Origin of the sequence: Mycolicibacterium aubagnense, from assembly GCF_010730955.1 — a bacterium.
GTDB lineage: Bacteria > Actinomycetota > Actinomycetes > Mycobacteriales > Mycobacteriaceae > Mycobacterium > Mycobacterium aubagnense.
In genome coordinates this window covers 3,085,097-3,108,240 of the sequence record NZ_AP022577.1, presented here as the reverse complement: position 1 = coordinate 3,108,240, position 23,144 = coordinate 3,085,097, and the positions used below count along the sequence as shown (strand labels likewise).

The following is a 23,144-nucleotide window of genomic DNA, read 5'->3' as shown; positions in this document are numbered from 1 at the left end:
TGTGGTTGTGGCCCGGCCCCGCTAGGGACATGGTCGCGGTGCGAAAAGTAGTCTGACGCCCGTGATCGACCTCAAGCTGTTGCGCGAAGATCCGGACCGGGTGCGGGCGTCGCAGCGGTCCCGTGGCGAAGACCCTGGCCTTGTGGATGCGCTGCTGGATGCTGACGCGGCCCGGCGCGCCGCCATCGCCGAGGCCGACACCGCACGAGCCAATCAGAAGGCGGCGAGCAAGCTCGTCGGCGCGGCCTCACCGGAAGAGCGGCCCGCACTGCTGGAGAAGGCCAAGGAACTTTCCGCGGTGGTCAAGTCCGCCGAAGCACGCGGGGGCGCGGCCGAAGAGGCGTTCACCGCCGCGCACATGGCGATCGGCAACGTCATCATCGACGGCGTGCCCGCCGGTGGCGAGAGCGACTTCGAGGTGCTGGACGTCGTGGGTACCCCCACGGCCATCGACAACCCGAAGGACCACCTGGAACTGGGCGAGGCCATCGGGCTGCTGGACATGGAGCGCGGCGCCAAGGTGTCCGGCTCGCGGTTCTACTTCCTGACGGGCCAGGGCGCCCTGCTGCAGCTCGGCTTGCTGCAACTGGCCGTCCGGCTGGCCACCGAGAACGGGTTCACGCTCATGATCCCGCCGGTGCTGGTGCGCCCGGAAGTCATGCGCGGCACCGGATTCCTGGGTGCGCACGCCGACGAGATCTATCGCCTCGAAGCCGACGACTTGTATCTCGTCGGGACGTCGGAGGTGCCGCTGGCCGGTTACCACTCCGACGAGATCTTGGACCTGTCCGCGGGCCCACTGCGGTATGCCGGCTGGTCGTCGTGCTTCCGCCGGGAAGCCGGCAGCTACGGCAAGGACACCCGCGGAATCATCCGCGTGCACCAGTTCGACAAGGTCGAGGCCTTCATCTACTGCAAGCCCGAAGACGCCGAGGCCGAGCACCAGAAGCTGCTCGGCTGGCAGCGCCAGATGCTGGCCATGATCGAGGTGCCCTACCGCGTGATCGACGTCGCGGCAGGCGATCTCGGTTCGTCGGCCGCCCGCAAGTACGACTGCGAGGCCTGGGTCCCGACGCAACAGGCCTACCGCGAACTGACGTCGACCTCGAACTGCACCACGTTCCAGGCCCGGCGCCTGTCCACCCGGTACCGCGACGAGAACGGCAAGCCGCAGACGGCAGCCACGCTCAACGGCACCCTGGCCACCACCCGTTGGCTGGTGGCCATCCTGGAGAACCACCAGCAGCCCGACGGCAGCGTCCGGGTGCCCGAGGCGCTGGTGCCGTACGTCGGCACCTCGGTGTTACAGCCCAAGTAGGAACCACGTCGGCGGGGGCATGACGGTGGAAACCCGGTGCTGGTCACGGCCCCAGTAGGGTGGCAGCCATGATCGATCTCGACCTGGACGACATGCGCGGCTGGTTCGGCTTCGGGGTGGCGGGTAACTTCGCCGGGCACCTCGAACAGGCCGGGGAGGCAGTCGATTTCGTGAACGTCCGATCGGAGGGCGGGGCGCCCAAGGGCATCTTCCCGTGGTACGCGCCGGGTAGTGGCACCTTCCTCGGGGAGTTCCCGCTGTCGACGGACGCGGTGATCCTGCCGGTGAGTGACACCCCGCTGAACCTGCAGATCGAGCCCGAGGTCGGGCTGGCGTGCGAGGTGTCGTGGTCGGGCGACCGGGTGGTGGGGCTGCGGCCGTTCGCACTGGGTGCGTTCAACGACTGCTCGATCCGCCGGCCGGGTGCCCCGAAGATCAGCCACAAGAAGAACTGGGGTCCGGCGTCCAAGGGCGTGGCCCCTCGGTTCTTCGAGATCGACGACTTGAGCCCCGACGGCCCGACGTCGTCGCTGCGGCTGGCCAGCTTCCTGGACGACGGCACCGGTACCGAGCACGCGTACGGCCAGGACAGCCCGCTGCTGGGCTACTCGTACTACGGGACGCAGCTGCTGGACTGGATCGTCGACCGGCTGGCCAACCAGAAGGGTTCGGACGACACGCCTTTGGAAGACGTCGGTGCCCTGATGGTCGCCAGCGGTCACCCGACGCGCCTGCTCGTCGGCATCGGCGCGACGCGCTACACCGAGCTGGGCGAGTCGACCTACCTCAAGCCGGGTGACCAGGCCGTCGTGCGCGTGTACGACACCGTCTCCGACGACGTCTCGGAACTGCGGCAGACGGTGCGCGCCGCGGGAAGCTAGCCCGCATCCCAGCGGGACGCCGCGTGTGATGGCTTCGCGTTCAGCCGGCGCTGCGCACCGCGGCGTCAGACCCCCCTCTGGGGTCTAGGGGTGCAGGATCGCGGCCTGCAGGGTGGTGGCGATCCAGGTTTGGAATCGTTCGATGGTGTAGCCGGCGTCCGATATCAGCACTGCATACATGGCTGGACTGGCCACGGCCCATACGGTGTCGATGGCATCCTCTCGCGAAACCCGCAGTGCCCCATCGGGAATCGTGGCCAACAGGGTAGACAGCGTGTTCCGGCGCAGTGCCTGGATCTGCCGCCAGTCCTCGGCGATGGCCGCGTCCACTGCGGCACCGTCGCGGTAGGCCTGCCAGGCCACCGCGCAGCGTTGCGCGACACCGCAGAACAGCGCGGCAATCTGGGTGACAACTCCCGCCGGCGTATCGGGGTGGAGCTGGGCCGCGAAGTGTTCCCCGGATGGCGAGGCGTCGGGGGCCAAGGTGCTCTCCAGATAGGCCCGCAGCAGTGCGTGCTTGCTACCCCATGCCAGGTAGAGCGTTTGCACTGTGACCCCGGCATTCTCGGCGATCCGGCTCACCGTCGCCGCGACATACCCGACGCGAGCGAACTCCTCGCCGGCCGCTACTACCAGCAGCCGTCGCGTCTGCGCGCGCGAGGCCGCCCCCGCCTCTCGTCGTCGGGTGACGTTCCTCGTCCGCTTGTCGCTCACAACGCACATTCTATGCGATTGATTGAGTGCTACTCTAATCGAATTGAGTGCCACTCAAGTCAATGCGTGAACTGGAGGTCCCGGCATGAGCTCGAATCAGATCTATGACCGTCCGTGGAAGCGTGCCGGCGCGGTGCGCTACGCCGCCGCGCGCATTCGCGGCATCGTCCGGCCGCCCGTGCAGGTGTCGCGGCCGCCCGAGTTGCTGATCGAGCACAACGTCGCGGTCCGGGTCCGCGATGGCGTCACGCTGCGGGTCAACGTGTACCGCCCACCGGGCGACGGACCGTTTCCGGTGATCCTGTCCGCGCACCCGTACGGCAAGGACAAGTTGCCCACACGCGTGTGGGGCCGGTGGCGCTTCAGTTCGCAATACCGCATCCTGCGCCAGCCACACGCGGTGCGGTTTTCGGCACTGACTTCTTGGGAAGCGCCGGATCCGGCGTGGTGGGTAGCGCGGGGCTATGCCGTGGTCAACGCCGATCTGCGGGGGGCGGGTACCTCGGGCGGCATCGGTGCATTGTTCTCCGACCAAGAGGGTCGCGATGTGTACGACATCATCGAATGGGCCGGGGCGCAGCCATGGTCTGACGGCAACGTCGGAATGCTGGGAGTGTCTTATCTTGCGATGTCGCAATACAAGGCGGCCGCACTGCACCCGCCAAGCCTCAAGGCGATCTGTCCTTGGGAAGGGCTGACCGACGCCTATCGGGACCTGTTCACCCCCGGAGGGATTGTCGAGAACGGCTTCTCCCGAATTTGGCAGACGGCGGTGCGACGCGGCATGCGGTGCGCCGAGGACCTCGGCACGCAGCGCAAGGCCCACCCGCTACGGGATCAGTGGTGGCAATCGATGGTGCCCGACTTGGCCAAGATCGAGGTGCCAATGCTCGTCTGCGCCAGCTTCTCCGACAACAACCTGCACAGCCGCGGGTCTTTCCGTGCGTTCGAAAACGTCAGTTCCACAGACAAATTCATGTACACCCACCGCGGTGGAAAGTGGGCGACGTTCTACAGCGACGATGCACCGCAGGCGCAGCTGGGCTTCTTCGATCGATACCTCAAACACCGCGAGGTGCCCAAGCCTCCGGTGGTCCGGCTCGAAGTCCGGGAACGTGGCGACGTCATCGCCCAGGTTCGCACCGAGCAGGAGTGGCCGTTGCCGCAGACCGAGTGGCGCAGCCTGTACCTGGCCGACGGTGGCGTACTCACCACCGCGCCGGTGGCGGTCGACGGATCGGTCACCTTCCACACCCGACGCCGTGCCGCTGCGTTCACCGTCGGTGTCCGTGGCGATCTCGAACTGACCGGACCGATGAGCCTGGACCTATGGGTGTCGGTGGATGGCGCCGACGACGTCGGACTGTTCGTCGGTGTCGAGAAATGGGTTGGCAATCAATGGATTCCGTTCGAAGGTTCATACGGTTTCGGTCGCGACCGCATCGCCACCGGCTGGCAGCGGGCGTCCCTGCGAGAACTTGATCCAGTGCACGGCACACCGGTTGCGCCTATACATACATTTCTCCGACCCCAACCGCTTGAGCCGGGCCAGATCGTCCCGGTCCGGGTAGCGCTGGGCCCCTCAGCCACCATTTTTCGTGCCGGGGAGCAACTCCGTCTCATCGTCGCGGGTCGGCCGTTGGCACCACGCAACCCGCTCTTCGGCGGCTTTCCGGGGTGGTATGTCAGCGGCAGGCCGGCACTATGCACCCTGCATTGGGGTGCCGACCGACCCGCACTATTGCGGGTACCCGCTATCCCCGGGGCAGGTCTGACGGCGGGGCTCGGTGATGCGCCCGAACCTTCGCGCTAGTCGCGGCTGGCCAACAACTCGTCGAGCACCTTCAGGAACTCCTTGGGCCGCAATGGAGTACATGCCGGCGCGGGCGTCGTGCCGACGACGTCGAGGGTCACCAGCGTCGACTTGATGGGCCGCCAGATGTCGAGCGGCAGCCACCGGCGCGGGTCGGTGCCGCCCCAGATCAGGAACCGGTCCATGATGAAACCGAGCGACTCCGACCTGTAGCCGCGGATCGAGCCCAGCGGGATGATCTTCGATGTGCCCGACGGAAAGTGATAGCGACGCAACGTGATCGCCTGCCGGTCCAGGAAGATCTGGCCGTCGTCGTAGTGCGCGTCCGAGTGGGCGCTGGTCACCGCTTGGCGCTCCGCAATTCGTGGCCCTTGGACGTCAGGCAGCGGCCGTTGTCCAGGTTCCACTGCCAGCCGTGCAGATTGCAGGTCAGGGTGTTGCCCTCGACGATCCCGAACTTCGACAGGTCGGCCTTCAGGTGCGGGCACCGGCGCTGAATCTCGTAGCCGCCCAGCTCGATCGACGCCGAGGTGTCGTGTGCCTCGGCGAACCAGCCGTCGGCGTAAGCGATGCGCTCGTCGGTGAGGCACTTGAAGAACGTGTACAGGTACTCGTTGTAGCCGCCGACCCGCCACGCCTCGAAGCGCGTGGACAGGAAGATGGTGTTCACCCAGTCCGGCTCGTCGTCGCGCAGCACGGTGCGCACCAGTTCGGGCGCGATGCCGAAGCCGTACCGGAACTTCTCGTCCGGAATCGCTTCCCGCACCGCCCTTTTCGGAAAGTCCAGCACCACGGTTTCGGCGCCGATCCGGAGCTCGACAGGGTAGCCGATGCCGTCGCAGATCTGGTCGCTCTGCACCATGATGGGCTCGAACTTTGCCCGCAGCGGCTCCAGTAGGGAGTCACCGGAAGCCGGTGCCCACGAGGCCTTTTCGGCGGCGAGTACGGGCGCCATGCGCTGCGCGTAGGCCTCGATGTACTCGGCCTTGCCGGTGGTGAAGATGGCTTCGGCTTCGGCGTCGGGAATCGGGTGCACCAGTGAGTCCAGCGTGGAGCCGGTGAACGCGGCCACCGTGCCGGGGATCATCAGCAGCCCGCGGTCGTGGCCGTGCCGGCGCAGCTGATCCAGGAACACCACCTGGTCCGGGAAGATGTTCGCCGGGTCGTCGTGATCGTCGTTGAGCCAACGTAATTCGGGGTCCAGGAAGCAGGGCGGGCCGGCCGAGGGCACCACCCAGGTGGCCCCGACCTGCGCGATGTACTGGCGGCACCGGTCCATCCCGCGCTGCCGCTTCTGGGTGCCGAACGCTTCCTTGGCGCGGGCCGGCATGTCGTAGACCATCGGGTACCAGATGGCGCCCGAGTACTGCAGCATGTGCACGTCGACGTTGCCGAAGGCCGAGTCCAGGACATCCAAATCTATGGGGCGGGCATCGTTCATGTTGAACGCGACCGTCTCGCCGTCGGACACCACCAGGCCCGAGTCGCCGATCGGGCCGTCGGCCGGGGCGCGCAGGGCGATGATCATCACGTCCAGATCGCCCTTCGGGCCGCTCACGCGGTGCTTCACCGAATCGGTGGTCTCGAAGAACGAATGGAAGCCCAGGGCTTCGAGTTCGCGGCGCAGGTCCGGCACCGGGTAGTCCGGCAGCAGCACCGTCGCGTCCTTGTTGACGTGGGCGCGCAGGTGCTCCGGATCGAAGTGGTCCTTGTGTAGGTGGCTGACGTACAGGTAGTCGCAGTTGCCGAGGGCGTCCCAGTCCAGCTGGCTGTTGTCCGGGAACGGGAACCACGATGCGAAGTAGGCAGGGTTCACCCACGGGTCGCACAGAATGCTGCCCGCGGCCGTATCGATCCGGAATCCGGCGTGTCCAACGCTTGTGACCTGCACAAATGCCCCTTTTGGCGGTGACGAGTTCGCCAGCGAGTCTAGCTGGATGTCCAGCTGTGTCAGCCGGCGTCCCAGAGCGCGCGGTAGTAGTCGATGCGGGCTTCGTCCCGTGCCACCCCGTAGGCGTCCAGCAGGGCGGCCTCGTAGTTGCCGGGGTAGCTCCAGTCGAGGGACATGGTGGCGATGGCCAGGTCCGCCCACCGGTCGGCTACCCCGAGGTCCCCGACGTCGACGTGTCCGATGAACGCGCCGTCGGCGCTCATCAGGGTGTTGGGTGCGCAGGCGTCACCGTGGCAGACGACGAGCCGGTCCGGGTCCGGCCCGGCCGGGTCGGCGGGGACCCACGACGGGCGCCCGAACCGGCAGTCCTCGACGGGCAGCGCGTCGTGCATGGCACGCAGGCCGGCCCCGATCGCGTGGGCCGCGGTCTCGGGATCGTCGGCCCACCGAGGGTCGACGGCGGAATACCCGGGCAACCCCGCGGTGTGCAGCCAGCCCGCGCCCTCGCCCAGCACGGGCGGGACAGCGATGTACTGCCCGGCCCAGCGCAGCCGGACCGCCTCGTCGGTCAGCAGTGGTGCGTGATCGGCCGGGTAGGTCTTCACATACTCGTCGCCGGTGCCGATGGCGAACGTCACGCCGCCGAGTTCGTTCACCCAGACCGGGGCCACAGGACGGCCGGCGGCGAGTGCGTCGACGACGTCGGGAACAGGTACCGGGCCGGTTGGGAAGGTCACCTCTACAGGGTGGCCTACCTTCGTATGCCTTCCACGCACGGTACCGACGGTCCGCACTAGGCTGTTGCCCGTGGAACCGGTATATGGCACGGCAATCAAGCTGGCGCGCACGGTGTGGCGCGTGCAGGGCTTGAAGTTCACCGTCACGGGCGTAGAGAACCTGCCGGTCAGCGGCGGTGCGGTGGTCGCCATCAACCACACCAGCTACTTCGACTTCACCTTCGCCGGGTTGCCCGCTGTCCTGCAGAAGCGGGGCCGCAAGGTGCGGTTCATGGCGAAGAAGGAAGTCTTCGACAACAAGTACGGCGGCTGGCTGATGCGCAAGATGCGCCACATCCCCGTCGACCGCGGCAGCGGCGCCGACTCGTATGCAGAGGCGGTCAAGCAACTCAAACTGGGAGAGCTCGTCGGCGTCTACCCCGAGGCCACGATCAGCCGCAGCTTCGAGATCAAGGCGTTCAAGTCGGGCGCGGCCCGCATGGCCATCGAGGCCGACGTGCCGATCGTCCCGCACATCATCTGGGGTGCTCAGCGGATCTGGACCAAGGGTCATCCGCGCAACATGCGCCGCCCCAAGGTGCCCATCTACATCCACGTCGGCGAGCCCATCTACCCGACGCTGCCGGCGGCCGAATTGACCGCGCTGCTGCACGCCCGCATGCAGCACCTGCTGTCGGAGGTCCAGGACGCCTACGGGGAGCACCCGGCCGGCGAGTTCTGGGTGCCGCACCGGTTGGGCGGCGGTGCGCCGACGCTGGCCGAGGCCGACCAGATGGATCTCGACGAAGCTCGCGAGAAGGCGGCCCGGCGGGCGGCGCGGCAGGCGGAAGGGGCGCCTGAGTAGCGCCATGGAGCCAGTCTTCCGCGGCATCGAGATTGCCGCCAAGGCGGTGGTCGTCGCTACCGGAACCCGGATCACTTATCAAGGGCTGGAACACATTCCGGATACCGGTGGCGCGGTGATCGCCATCAACCACACCGCTTACGTCGACTTCCTGCCGGCCGGGCTGGCCGCCACCCATCGGCGGCGTCGGGTCCGCTTCATGCTCAAGGCCGAGGTGCAGCAGGTGCCGATGGGCAATTTCCTGGTCAAACAGGCGGGGCTCATCCCGGTCGACCGCAGTTCCGGCGGCGACGCGTATCCGATCGCGGTGGAGCGGCTGCGCGCGGGCGAACTGGTCGGGGTATATCCGGAAGCCACGATCAGCCGCAGTTTCGAGCTCAAGGAGTTCAAGACCGGCGTGGCGCGGATGGCGCTCGACGCGCAGGTGCCGATCATCCCGGTGATCGTGTGGGGCGTGCACCGGGTGTGGACCAAGGATCACCCGAAGCGCCTGGGGCGTAAGAAAATTCCGGTCATTGTTCGGGTGGGAGCGCCGATCACCTCGGCGGCCGGCCCGGTCGCCGAGGTGATGGCGATGTTGCAGCAGACCATGACCGATCAACTGCATGCCGTGCAGGAGGAATACCCGCACCCGGCAGGTGAGTACTGGGTACCGCGCCGGCTGGGCGGAGGTGCCCCGACGCCCGAGGAGGCAGAAGTGCTGGAGAAGGCCGAACGTGCCCGCCGGGAAGCCGGGGGCCACTGATGCTGCCGGCGCTGATCGCCACCGACGTCGACGGCACGCTGCTCGACAGCCATGAGCGGGTGACGCCGCGAACACGCGCCGCCGTGCAAGCCGCGGTCGCGAACGGCGCCAAGTTCGTGCTCGCTACCGGCCGGCCGCCCCGCTGGATTCCGCCGGTGGTGGAGGGGCTGGGGCTGGCGCCGCTGGCGGTGTGCGCCAACGGCGCGGTGCTCTACGACTCCGCCACGGACCGGATCATCTCGGCTCACACCTTGAGCCCGGATGCGTTGGGCGAGTTGGCCGAAATCGCCACACGGGTGATCCCGGGTGTCGGACTGGCAGTCGAGCGGGTGGGCCGCACCGCGTTCGACGAGTCCATGCCCCAGTTCGCGAGCTCACCCGGCTACGAGCACGCCTGGCACAACCCGGACAACACCGAGGTGTCGGTCGAGGACATGCTCAGCGTGCCGGCGGTGAAGCTGTTGATCCGCAAGGCCGGCGCGCACAGCGCCGATCTGGCCGCGGCACTGGCTCCGCATGTCGGCATCACGGGCGACCTGACCTATTCGACCAACAACGGGCTGATCGAAGTGGTGCCGTTGGGTATCAGCAAGGCCACCGGCGTGGCCGAGATCATCCACCCGCTGGGGCTGGGCGCCGAGGACGTGGTGACGTTCGGCGACATGCCCAACGACATCCCGATGCTGACCTGGGCCGGCTTGGGCGTCGCGATGGGCAACGCGCACCCGGAGGCCGTGGCGGCCGCCGACGAGGTCACCACGACCAACAGCGACGACGGTGTGGCGCGGGTGCTCGAGCGCTGGTGGCTGTAGCCCACTTTCCGTCGAAACGGCATTCCAGCAGGCCTGTTCTCGCACTTTTGCTGCTGGAATGCCGTTTCGGCGGAGAAGCTAGCCCTGCATCTCGATGCGGCTGAACCGCTCGAGTTGCACCGGCTCCTGCTTCGGCGGCGGCGGAAGTTCTTGTGGCACACCGTCGATGACGCGGGTAACGGTCCCGTTCTCGCGGTCGAAGTTGAGGGTGCCGTGCTGGAAGTTCTGCACGATCCACTGCGGTTCCGGGATCTCGCCGCTGGTCGGCAGTCCGAGGGCGCCGCGCTCGAAACCCAGTGCGCCCCAGGCGTCATACAGGGCTCCGGTCAGTGGCTGGGCGCCGGTGGCCGGTGACCAGTACATGGCGCCGTGGTCGAAGGTCGCGTACCGGGTGTGGCCGTCGGCCGCAGCCTCCGGTGAGGTCGCCACGCCGAGTGGGCCGGAAGCTCCGCCCATGGCCTGCCACTTGTCGAAGATCGCACCGCCGCGCAGCATGTCCATCGCGCTCAGCGCGCCCGGCGGGGCGGTGAAAGATGCTGCGATGTCGCGTAGTTCGCCCATCGCGGCGTACGCGGCGTTACCGGGGCAGTCGGTGTTGCCGACGTCGCGGTGGGTGAAGATCGTCGGCAGCGTGGGCGTCGCGCCGGCGGGGAAATGGGTGAAGGTGCCGCCGCCGGAGGTCAGCACCACGCTGCCCAGGGGATTGACGTGGTCCAGGCTCAGCCGCCAGCCGATGAGCCTGCCGGTCATCTTCAGCTGCAACGGGGTGGGTGGCACGGCGTCGAAGTCGCCGAGCATGGCCACGCCCCAGGTATCGACATTGAATCCACCGGTGTGCGACCCCTCGACCGGCTTCGTCATACCGCCGAACCGGCCCTCGAAAACCTGGCCGTATTTGTCGACCAGCGCGTTGTAAGCGATGTCGCACCAACCCAATTCGCGAGTGTGGTACTCGTAGATCGAGCGCACGATGCCCGCGGAATCTTCGGGTGCGTAGTCGTTGCTGCCGGCCGTGTGGTGGACGATCGCCGCGCGCACACCCCGGTCATAGACCGGTTGTCCGCAGCGGACGCTTTCATTGGCGCCCCACTGGGCACGGCTGATGATGTTCGGCGGCTGGTTCGGCGCCGACACCGCGGTCGGCTGGAACTGGACGTCGGCCGGCGCTTCCGGCGGGCTGATGAGCACCGCTTTCATACTCGGGCCCAAGGGCTTTTCGACGTCGACGGGTCGGTACCCCAGGCCGGGGCCCTGTGGCCGGTCGGCGGCGGGTGGCGTGGCAGCTGCCTCGGCGGGCCGGGTCACCGCGATCTGGACGGTCGTGGTGCGGCCGACGAACACGGGCTCGGTGCCGCGGGTGGTGGCGTGCGCTTCGCCGACGCCGTCGGGAGCTTCCACCACATACCAGGGGCCCCAGGACCCGTCGGCCTTCTGTGCCCGGACCCGGGCCGAGGTACCGGTGAAGTCCGAGGCGGTGAGCGCGACCAGAGAGAACGGGGTGTCCTGGTGGATTTCCCGGACGGTCTGTCCGCCGCCGACACCGGCCAGCGGCTGTGTGTGGAGCTCGGGCGCTGACGGTTTGTCGTCCGTCAGGCCGGGGAAGTTCGGGATGCCGCTGACGGCCAACGGCACCATTACTACGGTCGCCGCCAGGGCGGACAGCAGTATTGACGGTGCAGGGCGACGGGGCGGCACAGCGCGAATGTTACGTATGTGCCAGTTGTTACCAGTGTTTCGACACGGGTTACTGAGCTGTCAATTCCTTGCGAGACGCCGCAACGGCACCGCAGAGCCGTGGGGCTTCTGCGGTGCCGTCTTGGTTACAGGTCTTCAGTTGTGTGGTGACGCGATGTCAGACCGCGGGTGCCGGCAGTGCCGGTGCGGCCGCGGCGGCTGCCGCGGGGGCGGCCTGCGCGGACTTCACCGCGGAGGTGATGGCCGGCACGACCATGCCCTTGAGCAGGTCGATCGCCTGGGTCGCGCCCAGCTGGTTGGCTGCGCTGGTCAGGTCGCTGATCAGCCCGCCGCCGCCGCTCGGGGCTGCGCCGAGACCTTCGCCACCGCCCAGTCCGACCGACGGATCACCGAGGATCGGGTAGCTGCCGCCCAGCCCCTGGCCGGGGCCGAGGCCCAGGCTGGCGTTGGGGTCGGCCATCGGCATCCCCGCGGCGCCGAGGCCTGCCGGGTTCGCGCCGAGGGACGGGGTCGTCAGACCCGTGGCGCTCAGGCCGGGTGCGGTCAGCCCGGGCGTGCTCAGACCCGGAGTCGTCAGGCCCGGAGTTGTCAGGCCCGGGGTCGGCAGGCCCGGAGTCGTCAGGCCCGGCGTCAGCGCTGACGGGCTGGTGGTGCCCAGGCCGGCCGGCGGGGTCAGGCCAGGAGCGGTCGCCCCGGTCGGTGGTGTCAACCCGGGCGCGGTCAGCCCGGTCGGCGTGGTCAGACCGGTGGACGGGGTGGTCCCGAGGCCGGGGGTCAGACCGGCCGGCGGAGTGAGCCCACCCGGCGAGGTCAGGCCCGGGGTGGCGCCCAGGCCAGGGGTCAGGCCGGCCTGCGGTGACAGTCCGGGCGTGAGGCCGGTCAACGGGCTGGGGGAGCCCGCGGCGCCACCCATGAGGTTCGGCAGGTTGACCCCGAACTGGGACAGGCCCTGTGACAGCGCGGACATGACCTCGTTGGGGAGGTCGGTGACCAGCGCGGCCTGGACGAATTCCCGGTGCTGCGGAGTCGGGTTTGCCGGAGTCATCTCGGCGACCGCCACGAGTGCGATCGGACTTGCGACGGCCACTGCGGCGACTGCGCTCATGGCTGTCGAGAGCTTGCGTCGACGTCGGTTCGGCACGGAAGTCTCCTCAATCTGTGGGGCACATGCCGCCGTGAGGCGCATGTTCGGTGTGGGTGGCTGTCTGGTTCGGCCGGCTTGCCGAGTCGACAGCTCCGACGCAATTGATGTTAAAGCTGTGATTGGTGGGATTAGAGTGACGATGCGGAATCGTGAGCGAATTGCGACCGGCCCGCGCACTGGCTGGGCCGACAGGGTGTTTTCGGGCCGAACGGCCTCGGTCGGATACCCTGAACGCCGATGACCTCCGCTGATTCCCGGGGCGCTGCGACCCAGTCCTCCGGCCCATATGACCTCATCGTCGTCGGCTCCGGATTCTTCGGGCTGACGATTGCCGAGCGCGCGGCAACTCAACTCGACAAGCGGGTGCTGGTAGTCGAGCGCCGGCACCATCTCGGCGGTAACGCCTACTCGGAAGCCGAGCCGGAAACCGGCATCGAGGTGCACAAGTACGGTGCCCACCTGTTCCACAACTCCAATCAGCGGGTGTGGGACTACGTGCGGCAGTTCACCGACTTCACCGGCTACCAGCACCGCGTGTTTGCCATGTACGACGGCCAGGCCTACCAGTTCCCGATGGGGCTGGGCCTGGTGTCGCAGTTCTTCGGGCGCTACTTCAGCCCGGACGAGGCGCGCGCCCTGATCGCCGAGCAGTCCGCCGAGATCAACACCGACGATGCGGAGAACCTCGAAGAGAAGGCCATCTCGCTGATCGGCCGACCGCTCTACGAGGCCTTCGTCAAGGGCTACACCGCCAAGCAGTGGCAGACCGACCCCAAGGACCTGCCCGCGTCGATCATCAGCCGCCTGCCGGTGCGCTACAACTTCGACAACCGCTACTTCAACGACACCTACGAGGGTCTGCCGGTCGACGGATACACCGCCTGGCTGGAGAACATGGCCGCCGACGAGCGCATCGACGTGGTGTTGAACACGGACTGGTTCGACGTCCGCCAAGAACTCCGTGTTGCGTCCCCCGACGCTCTGGTGCTGTACACGGGCCCGCTCGACCGCTACTTCGACTACTCCGAGGGCCGGCTGGGCTGGCGCACCCTGGATTTCGAGATGGAAGTGCTGCCCGTCGGGGATTTTCAAGGCACCCCGGTCATGAACTACAACGACCCCGACGTGCCGTTCACCCGGATTCACGAGTTCCGGCACTTCCACCCGGAACGGGACTACCCGACCGACAAGACCGTCATCATGCGGGAGTACTCGCGTTTCGCGGGTGACGACGACGAGCCGTACTACCCGATCAACACCGATTCGGACCGCGCGATCCTGGCCGCCTACCGGGCCCGCGCCAAGGCCGAGACCGAGGAGAACCGGGTGCTGTTCGGGGGCCGTCTGGGCACCTACCAGTACCTCGACATGCACATGGCCATCGCCAGTGCGCTGAACATGTACGACAACGTCCTGATGCCGCATCTGCGTGACGGCGCAGCGCTCGGCGATGCCGTCACAGAAAGTAGCTGAAAACCATGAGTGACATTCCATCCGGCGCGCTGGCGTCGGGGCAGTCCCGTGCCGTGAGTCTGCTGTCTCGCGTCATCCTGCCCCGGCCGGGTGAGCCCCTCGACGTCCGCAAGCTCTACATCGAGGAGTCGGCCACCAACGCCCGGCGCGCCCACGCCCCGACCCGCACCACACTGGAAATCGGTGCGGAGTCCGAGGTTTCGTTCGCGACCTACTTCAACGCCTTCCCGGCCAGTTACTGGCGGCGCTGGTCGATCCTGGCTGCCGTGGTGCTGCGCGTCGAGTTGACCGGTAGCGCCCGTGTCGACGTCTACCGGTCGAAGTCGACCGGCGCGCGAATCACCGTGGGCGGCACCGAAATTGTCAGCGGCGAGGACGGCCTCCCGGAGGTCGTCGAGTTCGAGATCGGTCTGGAGCCGTTCGAGGACGGCGGCTGGATCTGGTTCGACATCACCACCGACACCGCGGTAACCGTGCACAACGCTGGCTGGTACGCGCCGGTGGAAGCGCCCGGGCGGGCGAACGTCACGATCGGTATCCCGACCTTCAACCGGCCGGCCGACGCCGTCAACGCGCTCGCGGCCCTGACATCGGATCCGTTGGTGGACAGCGTGATCGGCGCGGTCATCGTGTCCGATCAGGGCACCAGCAAGGTGAAGGACCACCCAGACTTCGCCGCAGCGGCAGCCCCGCTGGCCGACCGGCTGGCCATCCACAACCAGCCGAACCTCGGCGGTTCCGGCGGCTACAGCCGCGTGATGTACGAAGCGCTGCAACACACCGACTGCGAACAGATTCTGTTCATGGACGACGACATCCGCGTCGAGCCGGACTCGATCCTGCGGGCGCTGGCGCTGAGCCGCTTCGCCAAGGTCCCCACCCTGGTCGGCGGTCAGATGCTCAACCTGCAGGAGCCCTCGCACCTGCACGTGATGGGCGAGATGGTCGACGCCGAGAACTTCATGTGGACCGGCGCGATCAACACCGAGTACGACCACAACTTCGCCAAATATCCGCTCAACGACGAAGAGCAGTACCGCAGCCGGATCCTGCACCGCCGCATCGACGTTGACTACAACGGCTGGTGGATGTGCATGATCCCGCGCAAGGTCGCCGAGGAGCTGGGCCAGCCGCTGCCGTTGTTCATCAAGTGGGATGACGCGGACTACGGACTGCGGGCCGGCGAGCACGGATACCCGACGGTCACCCTGCCCGGCGCGGCGATCTGGCACATGGCGTGGAGCGACAAGGACGATGCCATCGACTGGCAGGCGTACTTCCACCTGCGTAACCGCCTCGTCGTGGCGGCCCTGCACTGGGACGGCAACATCCGGGGTCTGCTGGCCAGCCACCTGAAGGCGACGTTCAAACACCTTCTGTGCCTTGAGTATTCGACAGTGGCGATCCAGAACCGGGCGATGGACGACTTCCTCGCCGGGCCGGACAACCTGTTCTCGATCCTCGAGTCCGCGCTGCCCGAGGTACGTGCCATGCGTACCGCGTACCCGGACGCGGTCGTGCTGGAGAGCGCGACCGCGCTGCCCGCGCCGTCGGACAAGAAGTGGCGCCGGAAGGTCAAGATTCCGACCAGTCTGCCGTCGATCGCGTACCGTCTGGGGCGCGGTGTCGTGAACCAGCTCAAGCCGCACGATCCGGAACATCATGTGCGGCCGCAGATCAACGTCGCGACGCAGGATGCCCGCTGGTTCTCGCTGTGCATGGTCGACGGTGTGACCGTCACCACCGCCGACGGCCGCGGTGTGGTCTACCGGCAGCGCGATCGCGAGAAGATGTTCGAACTGCTGCGCGAGTCGCTCAAGCGTCAGGCGCTATTGGCGCGCAAGTTCAACCGCTTGCGGAAGGTGTACCGCAACGCACTGCCGGAGCTGACGAGCAAGGAGAAGTGGGAGAGCGTGCTGCTGGCCACCCAGACCGAATCGGCCGGTGCCAGATGAGCCTCGAAGGCGTCGAAGGCGAAGCCACCGCTGGTACCCCCCGCGGTGAGGACGCCATCCTGGTCGGCGTTCAGTCTGCGCTGACCGGTCGTCCCGGCGTGCTCGCCGGCGCCCGCGTGCTGTCCCACTTCGGTGAACACAGCCTGGGCTGGTTCGCCGTCTGCGGCCTGGGTGCGCTGCTCCAGCCACAGCGCCGCCGGGCCTGGGTGACGGCCGGTGTCGGCACCTTCGTCGCCCATGCGTCCGCGGTGCTGATCAAGCGGGTGGTCAAGCGTGAGCGCCCGCAGCACCCAGCCATCGCCGTCAACGTCGGCACTCCGAGCCGGCTGAGCTTCCCGTCGGCGCATGCGACGTCGACCGCGGCGGCCGCGATCCTGATCGGCCGGGCCACGGGCCTGCCGCTGCCGTGGTTCCTGGTGCCGCCGATGGCGTTGTCGCGCTTGGTTCTCGGCGTGCACTATCCCAGTGATGTGCTGACCGGTGTCGTGGTGGGAGCCGTGGTCGCCGAATCAGTCGGGGCGGTTTCCGATCGATCGGCCAAAGCGCGAACTGCAGAGGTGAAGGCATGACCGAACAGACGCAAGAACTGGGGCCGCCGAAGAACCTGGCGACTGGGATCGTCAAGGCGATGCGGCCCCGGCAATGGGTGAAGAACGTGCTGGTGTTGGCCGCCCCTCTGGCCGCACTCGGGGTGAACGCCCACCAGAACTACGAACTGGTGCTCAAGCAGGTCGGTATTGCCTTTGTGGTGTTCAGTCTCGCCGCATCGTGCATCTATCTGGTCAACGACGCCCGCGACGTGGAAGCCGACCGGGCACACCCGACCAAGCAGTACCGACCGATCGCGGCCGGCGTGGTGTCGGTGCCCTTGGCCTACGGGTTGGCGGTTGTGCTGGGCGTGGTCGCGCTGGTCGGCGCGTATCTGCTCACCCCGAATCTGGCGGTGGTCATCGCGGTCTACATCGTTATGCAACTGGCCTACTGCTTCGGCCTGAAACATCAACCGGTGCTTGATATTTGCATCGTTTCATCGGCGTATTTGATCCGCGCCATCGCCGGTGGCGCGGCCACCGGCATCCCGCTGTCCAAATGGTTCCTGCTGGTGATGGCATTCGGCTCGCTGTTCATGGTGGGTGGCAAGCGGTACGCCGAACTGCAACTCGCCGAGCGCACCGGTGCCAAGATCCGCAAGTCGCTGGAGTCCTACACCAGTAGCTATCTGCGATTCATCTGGACGTTGTCGGCCACAGCGGTGGTGCTCTGCTACGGCCTGTGGGCCTTTGAAGGCAATAAGGGCGTGTGGTTCGCGGTGTCCATGGTGCCGTTCACCATCGCGATCCTGCGGTACGCCGTGGACGTCGACGGCGGCCAGGGCGGTGAGCCCGAGGAGATCGTGCTGAATGACCGGGTGCTGCAGCTGCTGGGCGTGGCGCTGATCGCAAGCCTCGGTGCGGCGATTCTGCCCGGACTGATCCGGTGAGTGACTCGCCCGCTCAGCAATTGCTGCGCGGGCCGGTCTTCCCGTATGGCCGGGCCGCGCGGATCAGCCTGTGGCTGAGCGTTGTGGTGTGTGCGGCACTGTTCGGCTGGGGCGCCTGGCAGCGCCGGTGGATCGCCGACGACGGCCTCATCGTGTTGCGTACCGTGCGAAACCTGTTGGCCGGCAACGGCCCCGTCTTCAACGTCGGTGAGCGGGTCGAATCCAACACCTCGACGCTGTGGACCTATCTGGTCACGCTCGGGGCCTGGATCGGTGGCTCGGTGCAGCTCGAGTACGTGGCCCTGGCCCTCGCTCTGACGCTGAGTGTGGCGGGCCTGGTCTTCGCGATGCTCGGCACCGGCCGGCTGTACGCCCCCGGCCTGCGGGGCCGCCGCGCGCTGCTGGTCCCGGCCGGCGCGCTGGTCTACATGGCCGTGCCGCCCGCCCGTGACTTCGCCACCTCGGGCCTGGAGAACGGCCTGATCATGGCCTACCTGGGACTGCTCTGGTGGATGATGGTGTGCTGGTCACAGGGGCCGATTGCTCCTCACGTCCGCAGCAGTCTCATTGCTCCTCACGTCCGCAGTGGCCTTATTGCTCCTCACGTCCGCAGCGGCCCGAGCGAAGCCGACGCCAATGCCACCAGTGCCCGTTTCGACGGCGCACTGGCCTGCCTGGCGGGCCTGTCGGTCATGGTGCGGCCGGAGTTGGCACTGATCGGTGGCGTGGCATTGGTGATGCTGCTGATCGCAGCCCGCGGCCGGCGTCGCCGCGTGATCATCATGGTGGCCGGCGGCCTGATCCCGATTGCATACGAGATCTTCCGGATGGGTTACTACGGCCTGTTGGTGCCGATCACCGCGCTGGCCAAGGACGCCACCGGCTCCAAATGGCAGCAGGGCTTCATCTATCTCAGCAACTTCAACCGCCCGTACCTGCTGTGGATTCCGGCGGTGCTGACGGCGGCCCTGGCAATTGTGTTGTTCGTCACTCACAGCCGGCCGTGGTGGGGCCAGTCGGCGTCGCGCGGTGACAGCTCGTTGGCTCGTCGGGTCCAAAGCCCCACTGCCGTCGTGATTTTCATGGCGGGCAGTGGTCTGGTGCAGGCGCTGTACTGGCTGCGCCAGGGTGGCGACTTCATGCATGGCCGGGTGCTCTTGGTCCCGCTGTTCTGCCTGGTCACGCCTATCGCGTTGATTCCGATCGTGCTCCCGGACGGCAAGAACATCGCCCGCGAGGTCGGCTACGCGCTGGCCGGTACGACGGCGGCCCTGTGGCTGGCGGTGGTCGGCTGGTCGCTGTGGGCGGCCAACTCGCCGGGGCTCGGATACGACGCCACGCGGGTCACCTACTCCGGCATCGTCGACGAACGGCGTTTCTACTCGCAGGCCACTGGGCACGCGCACCCGCTGACGGCCGCGGACTACCTGGACTACCCGCGCATGCGGGCGGTGCTGACGGCCATCGACAACACCCCGGTGGGTGCGTTGCTGCTGCCGTCGGGCAATTACGACCAGTGGGACGTGGTTCCGGCCATGCCGCCGCCCGTACCGGACCCGAAGTCGCCGCCGCCGCCCAACTGGTTCGAAAAGGGTCCGCACACAGTCTTTTTCACCAACCTCGGCATGATGGGCATGAACCTGCCGCTCGAGGTCCGGGTGATCGACCAGATCGGGCTGGCCAATCCGCTGGCCGCGCACACGGCGCGGCTGGACGACGCGCGCATCGGTCACGACAAGGACCTGTTCCCGGACTGGGCGGTGGCCGAGGGCCCGTTCCTGCGCAAGCCGCCGTGGATTCCGACGTATCTGGACCAGGACTGGGTGGCGCAGGCAGCGGTCGCGCTGACGTGTCCGGAGACCGAGACGATGCTGAGCTCGGTGCGCGCGCCGATGAGCTTCCACCGGTTCACGTCAAATCTGGTACACGCGTTCACATTTACGCGTTACCGGATCGATCGCGTGCCGTTATACGAGTTGTACAGGTGCAAACTCGATGTGCCTCCGAGGCTGTCGACCCCTTACACTGGTTTACCGGCTACCGGGCCGTAGTTTCGGCGCATGAGCGCTGACCTGGCCTGAAGCGTAGGTAACGCCGGGGAACCATGCGGCGATAACCACTCGGGCGTATGCGCCCGGCCTGATCGTCACCTCAACGGCAGAGGCGGTGATGAGGGTTGTCCGTACGCCGTCATAGGAAAGATTAGGGAGCGGTATGAGTTTCGTTGGGAAGATGCGGTCGATGGCCAAGGCCATGCCGCGCCGGATGGCCGTCGCGGCCGTTGCCGCGGCAGCGCTGCCCGGTCTTGTCGGGGTTGTCGGTGAAACGGCGACTGCAGGGGCTTTCTCGCGTCCCGGTCTGCCGGTTGAGTACCTGCAGGTTCCGTCTGCGGCCATGGGTCGCGACATCAAGATCCAGTTCCAGAGCGGTGGCGCGGGCTCGCCGGCCGTCTACATGCTGGACGGCCTGCGTGCGCAGGACGACTACAACGGCTGGGACATCAACACCGCCGCCTTCGAGTGGTACAACGGCTCGGGCATTTCGATGGTCATGCCGGTCGGCGGCCAGTCCAGCTTCTACAGCGACTGGTACAAGCCGGCTTGCGGCAAGTCCGGTTGCCAGACCTACAAGTGGGAGACGTTCCTGACCCAGGAGCTGCCCGCTTACCTGCAGGCCAACAAGTCGGTCAAGCCGACCGGTGGCGCTGCTGTCGGTCTGTCGATGGCCGGTTCGGCCGCGATGACCCTCGCCATCTACCACCCGCAGCAGTTCATCTACGCGGGCTCGATGTCGGGCTTCCTGAACCTGTCCGAGGGCTGGTGGCCGTTCCTGGTCAACATCTCGATGGGTGACGCCGGCGGTTACAAGGCCGACGACATGTGGGGCTCCACCGGTGACCCGAACAACGCCTGGAAGCGCAACGACCCGATGGTCCAGATGGCCACTCTGGTCGCCAACAACACCCGCCTGTGGGTCTACTGCGGCGACGGCAACCCGAGCGACCTGGGCGGCGACAACGTGCCGGCCAAGTTCCTCGAGGGCCTGACCATCCGCACCAACCGCACCTTCCAGCAGAACTACCTGGCTGCCGGTGGCACCAACGGTGTGTTCAACTTCCCCAACAGCGGTACCCACGACTGGGGCTACTGGGGCCAGCAGCTGCAGGCCATGAAGCCTGACATGCAGCGCGTGCTGGGTGCTTCGGGACAGGCGTAAGCCCTTGCTCCTGAGGTAAAGCCTCTGGCAACAACTCGCACTGGCGGCGGCGACCTTCACGGGTCGTCGCCGCCAGTCGTTTATCTCCGGGCAGACGCACATCCGGCCGGCCACTGGCAACGTTCCCTCCCATTGTTCGGTCACCAGCCACCGAGGTGATGTGGTTCACTACAACGCGGGTTCAGGACGCTCGGACGACACACGACAGGTGAGGTTGGTTATGGGGCTGCAGGCAATGCGGGGGATGTTCCGGACGATGGCTGCGAGCGCAGCCGCGGTGGCACTTACCGCGGGCCTGCTGACGAGTACCGGAACCGCCCGGGCTGCTGGTGTGGAGACGCTGATGGTGCCCTCGGCCTCGATGGGCCGGGATATCCCCGTGACGTTCTCCGGCGGCGGTCCGCACGCGGTCTACCTTCTCGACGCCTTCAACGCGGGCCCCGATGTGAGCAACTGGGTGACCGCCGGCAACGCCATGGGCACGCTGGCCGGTAAGGGCATCTCCGTGGTGGCCCCGGCCGGTGGCGCGTTCAGCTTCTACACCAACTGGGAGCAGGACGGCAGCAAGCAGTGGGAGACGTTCCTGAGCCAGGAGCTCCCGGACTGGCTGGCGGCCAACAAGGGTCTGGCCCCGAACGGTCACGGTGTGGTCGGTGCGGCCCAAGGTGGCACCGCCGCGCTGGCGCTGGCCGAGTTCCACCCGGACCGCTTCCGCTTCGCGGGCTCGCTGTCGGGTTTCCTGACCCCGTCGTCGACGACGTTCAACGGCGCCATCACCGCCGGTATGCGCGAGTTCGGTGGTGTGGACACCTACGGCATGTGGGGCGCCCCGCAGCTGGGCCGCTGGAAGTGGCACGACCCGGACGTCCACGTGAGCCTGCTGAACCAGAACAACACCCGGATCTGGGTGTTCAGCCCGTCGACGGTCACCTGCAGTGACCCGGCGGCCATGATCGGCTACTGCGACCAGGCCCAGGGCAGCAACCGTGCGTTCTACGCGCACTACCGCAGCGTCGGCGGCCACAACGGGCACTTCGACTTCCCGGATGGCCCGCAGCACGACTGGGGCAGCTGGAGCGGCCAGCTCGGCGCCATGTCAGGTGAATTGGTGAGCGTCATCCGCTAGCTCCGGCCGGAGTGATCTTGCCGACGGAACCCGTCGGCGTGACCTCGACGTGACGAGCGCTGAGTACATTCGGAACGCAACCGGATCGACTCTGCCCGCAGGAGACTTCACACCACATGGCCACCAACAATCGGCGTCGCCGCCACCGCATCCTTGCCATCGCCGCGGCGGGCGCGGTAGCTCTGCTGGTCATCGTGGTCGCGTTCGCGATCGTGGTGTGGCTGCGTCAGCCCGGCGAGATTCCCGGGCCGACACCGCCCTCGGCGCAGCCGCCGACTGCCTCCCCCTCGGGACCCACGACAAAGCCGTCCAAGCCGCGGCCTGCCTACCAGTCGGCCGACTGCCCCGACGTGCAGTTGATCTCGATCCCGGGCACCTGGGAATCGTCACGGGCCCTCGACCCGCTGAACCCGACGCCGTCGTTCCCGATCGCGCTGCTGCTGAACGTCAGCAACCCGCTGGGCCAGGATTTCGGTGCCGACCGGTTGGCGCAGTACACGGTGCCGTACACCGCGCAGTTCCATAACCCGCTGGCCGCGGACAACCAGATGTCGTACAACGACAGCCGCGAAGAGGGCAAGAAGAAGGCTGTAGAAGAAATCGCGGCGATCAACGAAAAATGCCCGCTGACCAGCTTCGTGATCGTCGGCTTCTCGCAGGGCGCGGTCATCGCCGGCGATATCGCCAGTGACATCGGCAACGGCCGCGGACCCATCGATCAGGACCTGGTGCTCGGGGTGACGCTGATCGCCGACGGCCGGCGTCAGCCCGACGTGGGCAAGGACATCGGCCCGAACCCGCCGGGACAGGGCGCCGAGATCACGCTGCACGAACTGCCGCTCGGGATGCTGGGGCTCAACATGACCGGACCGCGCGTCGGTGGCTTCGGTGCGCTCAACGACCGCGTCAACGAGATCTGCGGAAAGGGCGACCTGATCTGCGCGGCGCCGACCGAGGCGTTCAACGTCGTCAACCTCCCCAGCACCCTCGCCACGCTGTCCGGCAGCGCCGCGGGACCGGTGCACGCGCTGTACAACACCCCGCAGTTCTGGAGCCTTGACGGCCAGACCTCGACGCAGTGGACACTGGACTGGGCCAAGCAGCTCGTCGACAACGCGCCGCACCCCAAACACGGCTGACATCACTGGTTGGCTACTGGCGAGTACCAAACCGGTGGGGCGATTTGGCCTGCGAATACGCGTCACCTAACATTAAGAGATAACTAAGAGCACGGTCGTATTGCTGACCGGTGCATCTTGGGGTGGCATATCGCTACTGCCCGGTACCATTTGCCGGGATT

Annotated in this window: 20 protein-coding genes; 14 read left to right on the top strand and 6 right to left on the bottom strand. The window is 67.2% G+C overall.

Annotated features, from left to right (window positions below; all coding sequences use genetic code 11):
* The first annotated feature begins 61 nt into the window (after nt 1-61).
* Both serS and G6N59_RS15140 read left to right on the top strand, forming a co-directional pair.
* Nucleotides 62-1,318, top strand: a complete 1,257-nt coding sequence (gene serS, locus G6N59_RS15145; RefSeq protein WP_138233067.1) for a serine--tRNA ligase — start codon at nt 62-64, stop codon at nt 1,316-1,318.
* A 68-nt stretch (nt 1,319-1,386) separates the two neighbouring features.
* Entirely contained in the window at nt 1,387-2,199 is an 813-nt protein-coding gene (locus tag G6N59_RS15140; protein WP_138233066.1) for a DUF5718 family protein, read from the top strand.
* A gap of 84 nt (nt 2,200-2,283) precedes the next feature.
* On the opposite strand, the gene G6N59_RS15135 is transcribed toward G6N59_RS15140, so the two are convergent.
* Nucleotides 2,284-2,913: a TetR/AcrR family transcriptional regulator gene (locus tag G6N59_RS15135; RefSeq protein ID WP_234884441.1), complete on the bottom strand. Its 630-nt coding sequence runs from the start codon at nt 2,911-2,913 to the stop codon at nt 2,284-2,286.
* Between the two features lie 85 nt (nt 2,914-2,998).
* On the opposite strand from G6N59_RS15135, the gene G6N59_RS15130 reads away from it, so the two are divergent.
* Nucleotides 2,999-4,726: a CocE/NonD family hydrolase gene (locus G6N59_RS15130; RefSeq protein WP_138233064.1), complete on the top strand. Its 1,728-nt coding sequence runs from the start codon at nt 2,999-3,001 to the stop codon at nt 4,724-4,726.
* Here G6N59_RS15130 and G6N59_RS15125 read toward each other — a convergent pair.
* From G6N59_RS15125 to G6N59_RS15115, 3 genes are read right to left on the bottom strand one after another with little or no spacing between them, the layout of a single operon-like run.
* The gene (locus tag G6N59_RS15125) at nt 4,723-5,070 is read right to left on the bottom strand and encodes a hypothetical protein (protein ID WP_138233063.1); all 348 of its coding nucleotides are present in this window, start codon (nt 5,068-5,070) and stop codon (nt 4,723-4,725) included. The genes G6N59_RS15130 and G6N59_RS15125 overlap by 4 nt on opposite strands.
* The gene (locus G6N59_RS15120; RefSeq protein WP_138233062.1) at nt 5,067-6,617 is read right to left on the bottom strand and encodes a Rieske 2Fe-2S domain-containing protein; all 1,551 of its coding nucleotides are present in this window, start codon (nt 6,615-6,617) and stop codon (nt 5,067-5,069) included. The genes G6N59_RS15125 and G6N59_RS15120 overlap by 4 nt, the downstream gene beginning before the upstream one ends.
* Before the next feature lie 59 nt (nt 6,618-6,676).
* On the bottom strand, nt 6,677-7,354 hold the full coding sequence (locus G6N59_RS15115) for a phosphotransferase (RefSeq protein ID WP_163911340.1): 678 nt from the start codon (nt 7,352-7,354) through the stop codon (nt 6,677-6,679).
* A 70-nt stretch (nt 7,355-7,424) separates the two neighbouring features.
* Here G6N59_RS15115 and G6N59_RS15110 point away from each other — a divergent pair, with 70 nt between their 5' ends.
* The 3 genes from G6N59_RS15110 to G6N59_RS15100 are packed head-to-tail and all read left to right on the top strand — an operon-like array spanning nt 7,425 to nt 9,755.
* A complete protein-coding gene (locus tag G6N59_RS15110; RefSeq protein WP_138233061.1) occupies nt 7,425-8,198 on the top strand; it encodes a lysophospholipid acyltransferase family protein in 774 nt (257 codons plus the stop codon).
* 4 nt (nt 8,199-8,202) lie between these two features.
* Nucleotides 8,203-8,943 carry a lysophospholipid acyltransferase family protein gene (locus tag G6N59_RS15105; protein WP_138233060.1) on the top strand — a complete coding sequence of 247 codons (741 nt, stop codon included), beginning with the start codon at nt 8,203-8,205 and terminating at the stop codon, nt 8,941-8,943.
* The gene (locus tag G6N59_RS15100; RefSeq protein WP_138233059.1) at nt 8,943-9,755 is read left to right on the top strand and encodes an HAD family hydrolase; all 813 of its coding nucleotides are present in this window, start codon (nt 8,943-8,945) and stop codon (nt 9,753-9,755) included. Before G6N59_RS15105 ends, G6N59_RS15100 begins: the two co-directional genes overlap by 1 nt.
* A 78-nt stretch (nt 9,756-9,833) precedes the next feature.
* Here the strand turns inward: G6N59_RS15100 and G6N59_RS15095 are convergent, their stop codons facing one another.
* The gene (locus tag G6N59_RS15095; RefSeq protein ID WP_138233058.1) at nt 9,834-11,450 is read right to left on the bottom strand and encodes an N-acetylmuramoyl-L-alanine amidase; all 1,617 of its coding nucleotides are present in this window, start codon (nt 11,448-11,450) and stop codon (nt 9,834-9,836) included.
* Nucleotides 11,451-11,607: 157 nt separating this feature from the next.
* Nucleotides 11,608-12,591 (bottom strand): hypothetical protein, encoded by a 984-nt coding sequence (locus G6N59_RS15090; protein WP_138233057.1) that lies wholly within the window; start codon nt 12,589-12,591, stop codon nt 11,608-11,610.
* Between the two features lie 240 nt (nt 12,592-12,831).
* Here G6N59_RS15090 and glf point away from each other — a divergent pair, with 240 nt between their 5' ends.
* The 8 genes from glf (at nt 12,832) to culp6 (ending at nt 22,983) form a co-directional block, all read left to right on the top strand.
* The gene (gene glf, locus G6N59_RS15085; RefSeq protein WP_138233056.1) at nt 12,832-14,067 is read left to right on the top strand and encodes a UDP-galactopyranose mutase; all 1,236 of its coding nucleotides are present in this window, start codon (nt 12,832-12,834) and stop codon (nt 14,065-14,067) included.
* A 5-nt stretch (nt 14,068-14,072) separates the two neighbouring features.
* On the top strand, nt 14,073-16,022 hold the full coding sequence (locus G6N59_RS15080) for a glycosyltransferase (protein ID WP_138233055.1): 1,950 nt from the start codon (nt 14,073-14,075) through the stop codon (nt 16,020-16,022).
* Entirely contained in the window at nt 16,019-16,591 is a 573-nt protein-coding gene (locus G6N59_RS15075) for a phosphatase PAP2 family protein (protein WP_138233054.1), read from the top strand. Before G6N59_RS15080 ends, G6N59_RS15075 begins: the two co-directional genes overlap by 4 nt.
* A complete protein-coding gene (locus tag G6N59_RS15070) occupies nt 16,588-17,502 on the top strand; it encodes a decaprenyl-phosphate phosphoribosyltransferase (RefSeq protein ID WP_138233053.1) in 915 nt (304 codons plus the stop codon). The genes G6N59_RS15075 and G6N59_RS15070 overlap by 4 nt, the downstream gene beginning before the upstream one ends.
* Complete coding sequence (gene zomB / locus G6N59_RS15065) at nt 17,499-19,553, top strand: terminal beta-(1->2)-arabinofuranosyltransferase (protein WP_138233052.1); 2,055 nt, start codon at nt 17,499-17,501, stop codon at nt 19,551-19,553. Before G6N59_RS15070 ends, zomB begins: the two co-directional genes overlap by 4 nt.
* Nucleotides 19,554-19,716: 163 nt before the next feature.
* Complete coding sequence (locus G6N59_RS15060; RefSeq protein ID WP_138233051.1) at nt 19,717-20,718, top strand: esterase family protein; 1,002 nt, start codon at nt 19,717-19,719, stop codon at nt 20,716-20,718.
* A 235-nt stretch (nt 20,719-20,953) separates the two neighbouring features.
* On the top strand, nt 20,954-21,844 hold the full coding sequence (locus G6N59_RS15055) for an alpha/beta hydrolase-fold protein (protein ID WP_138233316.1): 891 nt from the start codon (nt 20,954-20,956) through the stop codon (nt 21,842-21,844).
* A gap of 116 nt (nt 21,845-21,960) precedes the next feature.
* On the top strand, nt 21,961-22,983 hold the full coding sequence (gene culp6 / locus G6N59_RS15050) for a carboxylesterase Culp6 (protein WP_138233050.1): 1,023 nt from the start codon (nt 21,961-21,963) through the stop codon (nt 22,981-22,983).
* Nucleotides 22,984-23,144: the final 161 nt, after the last annotated feature.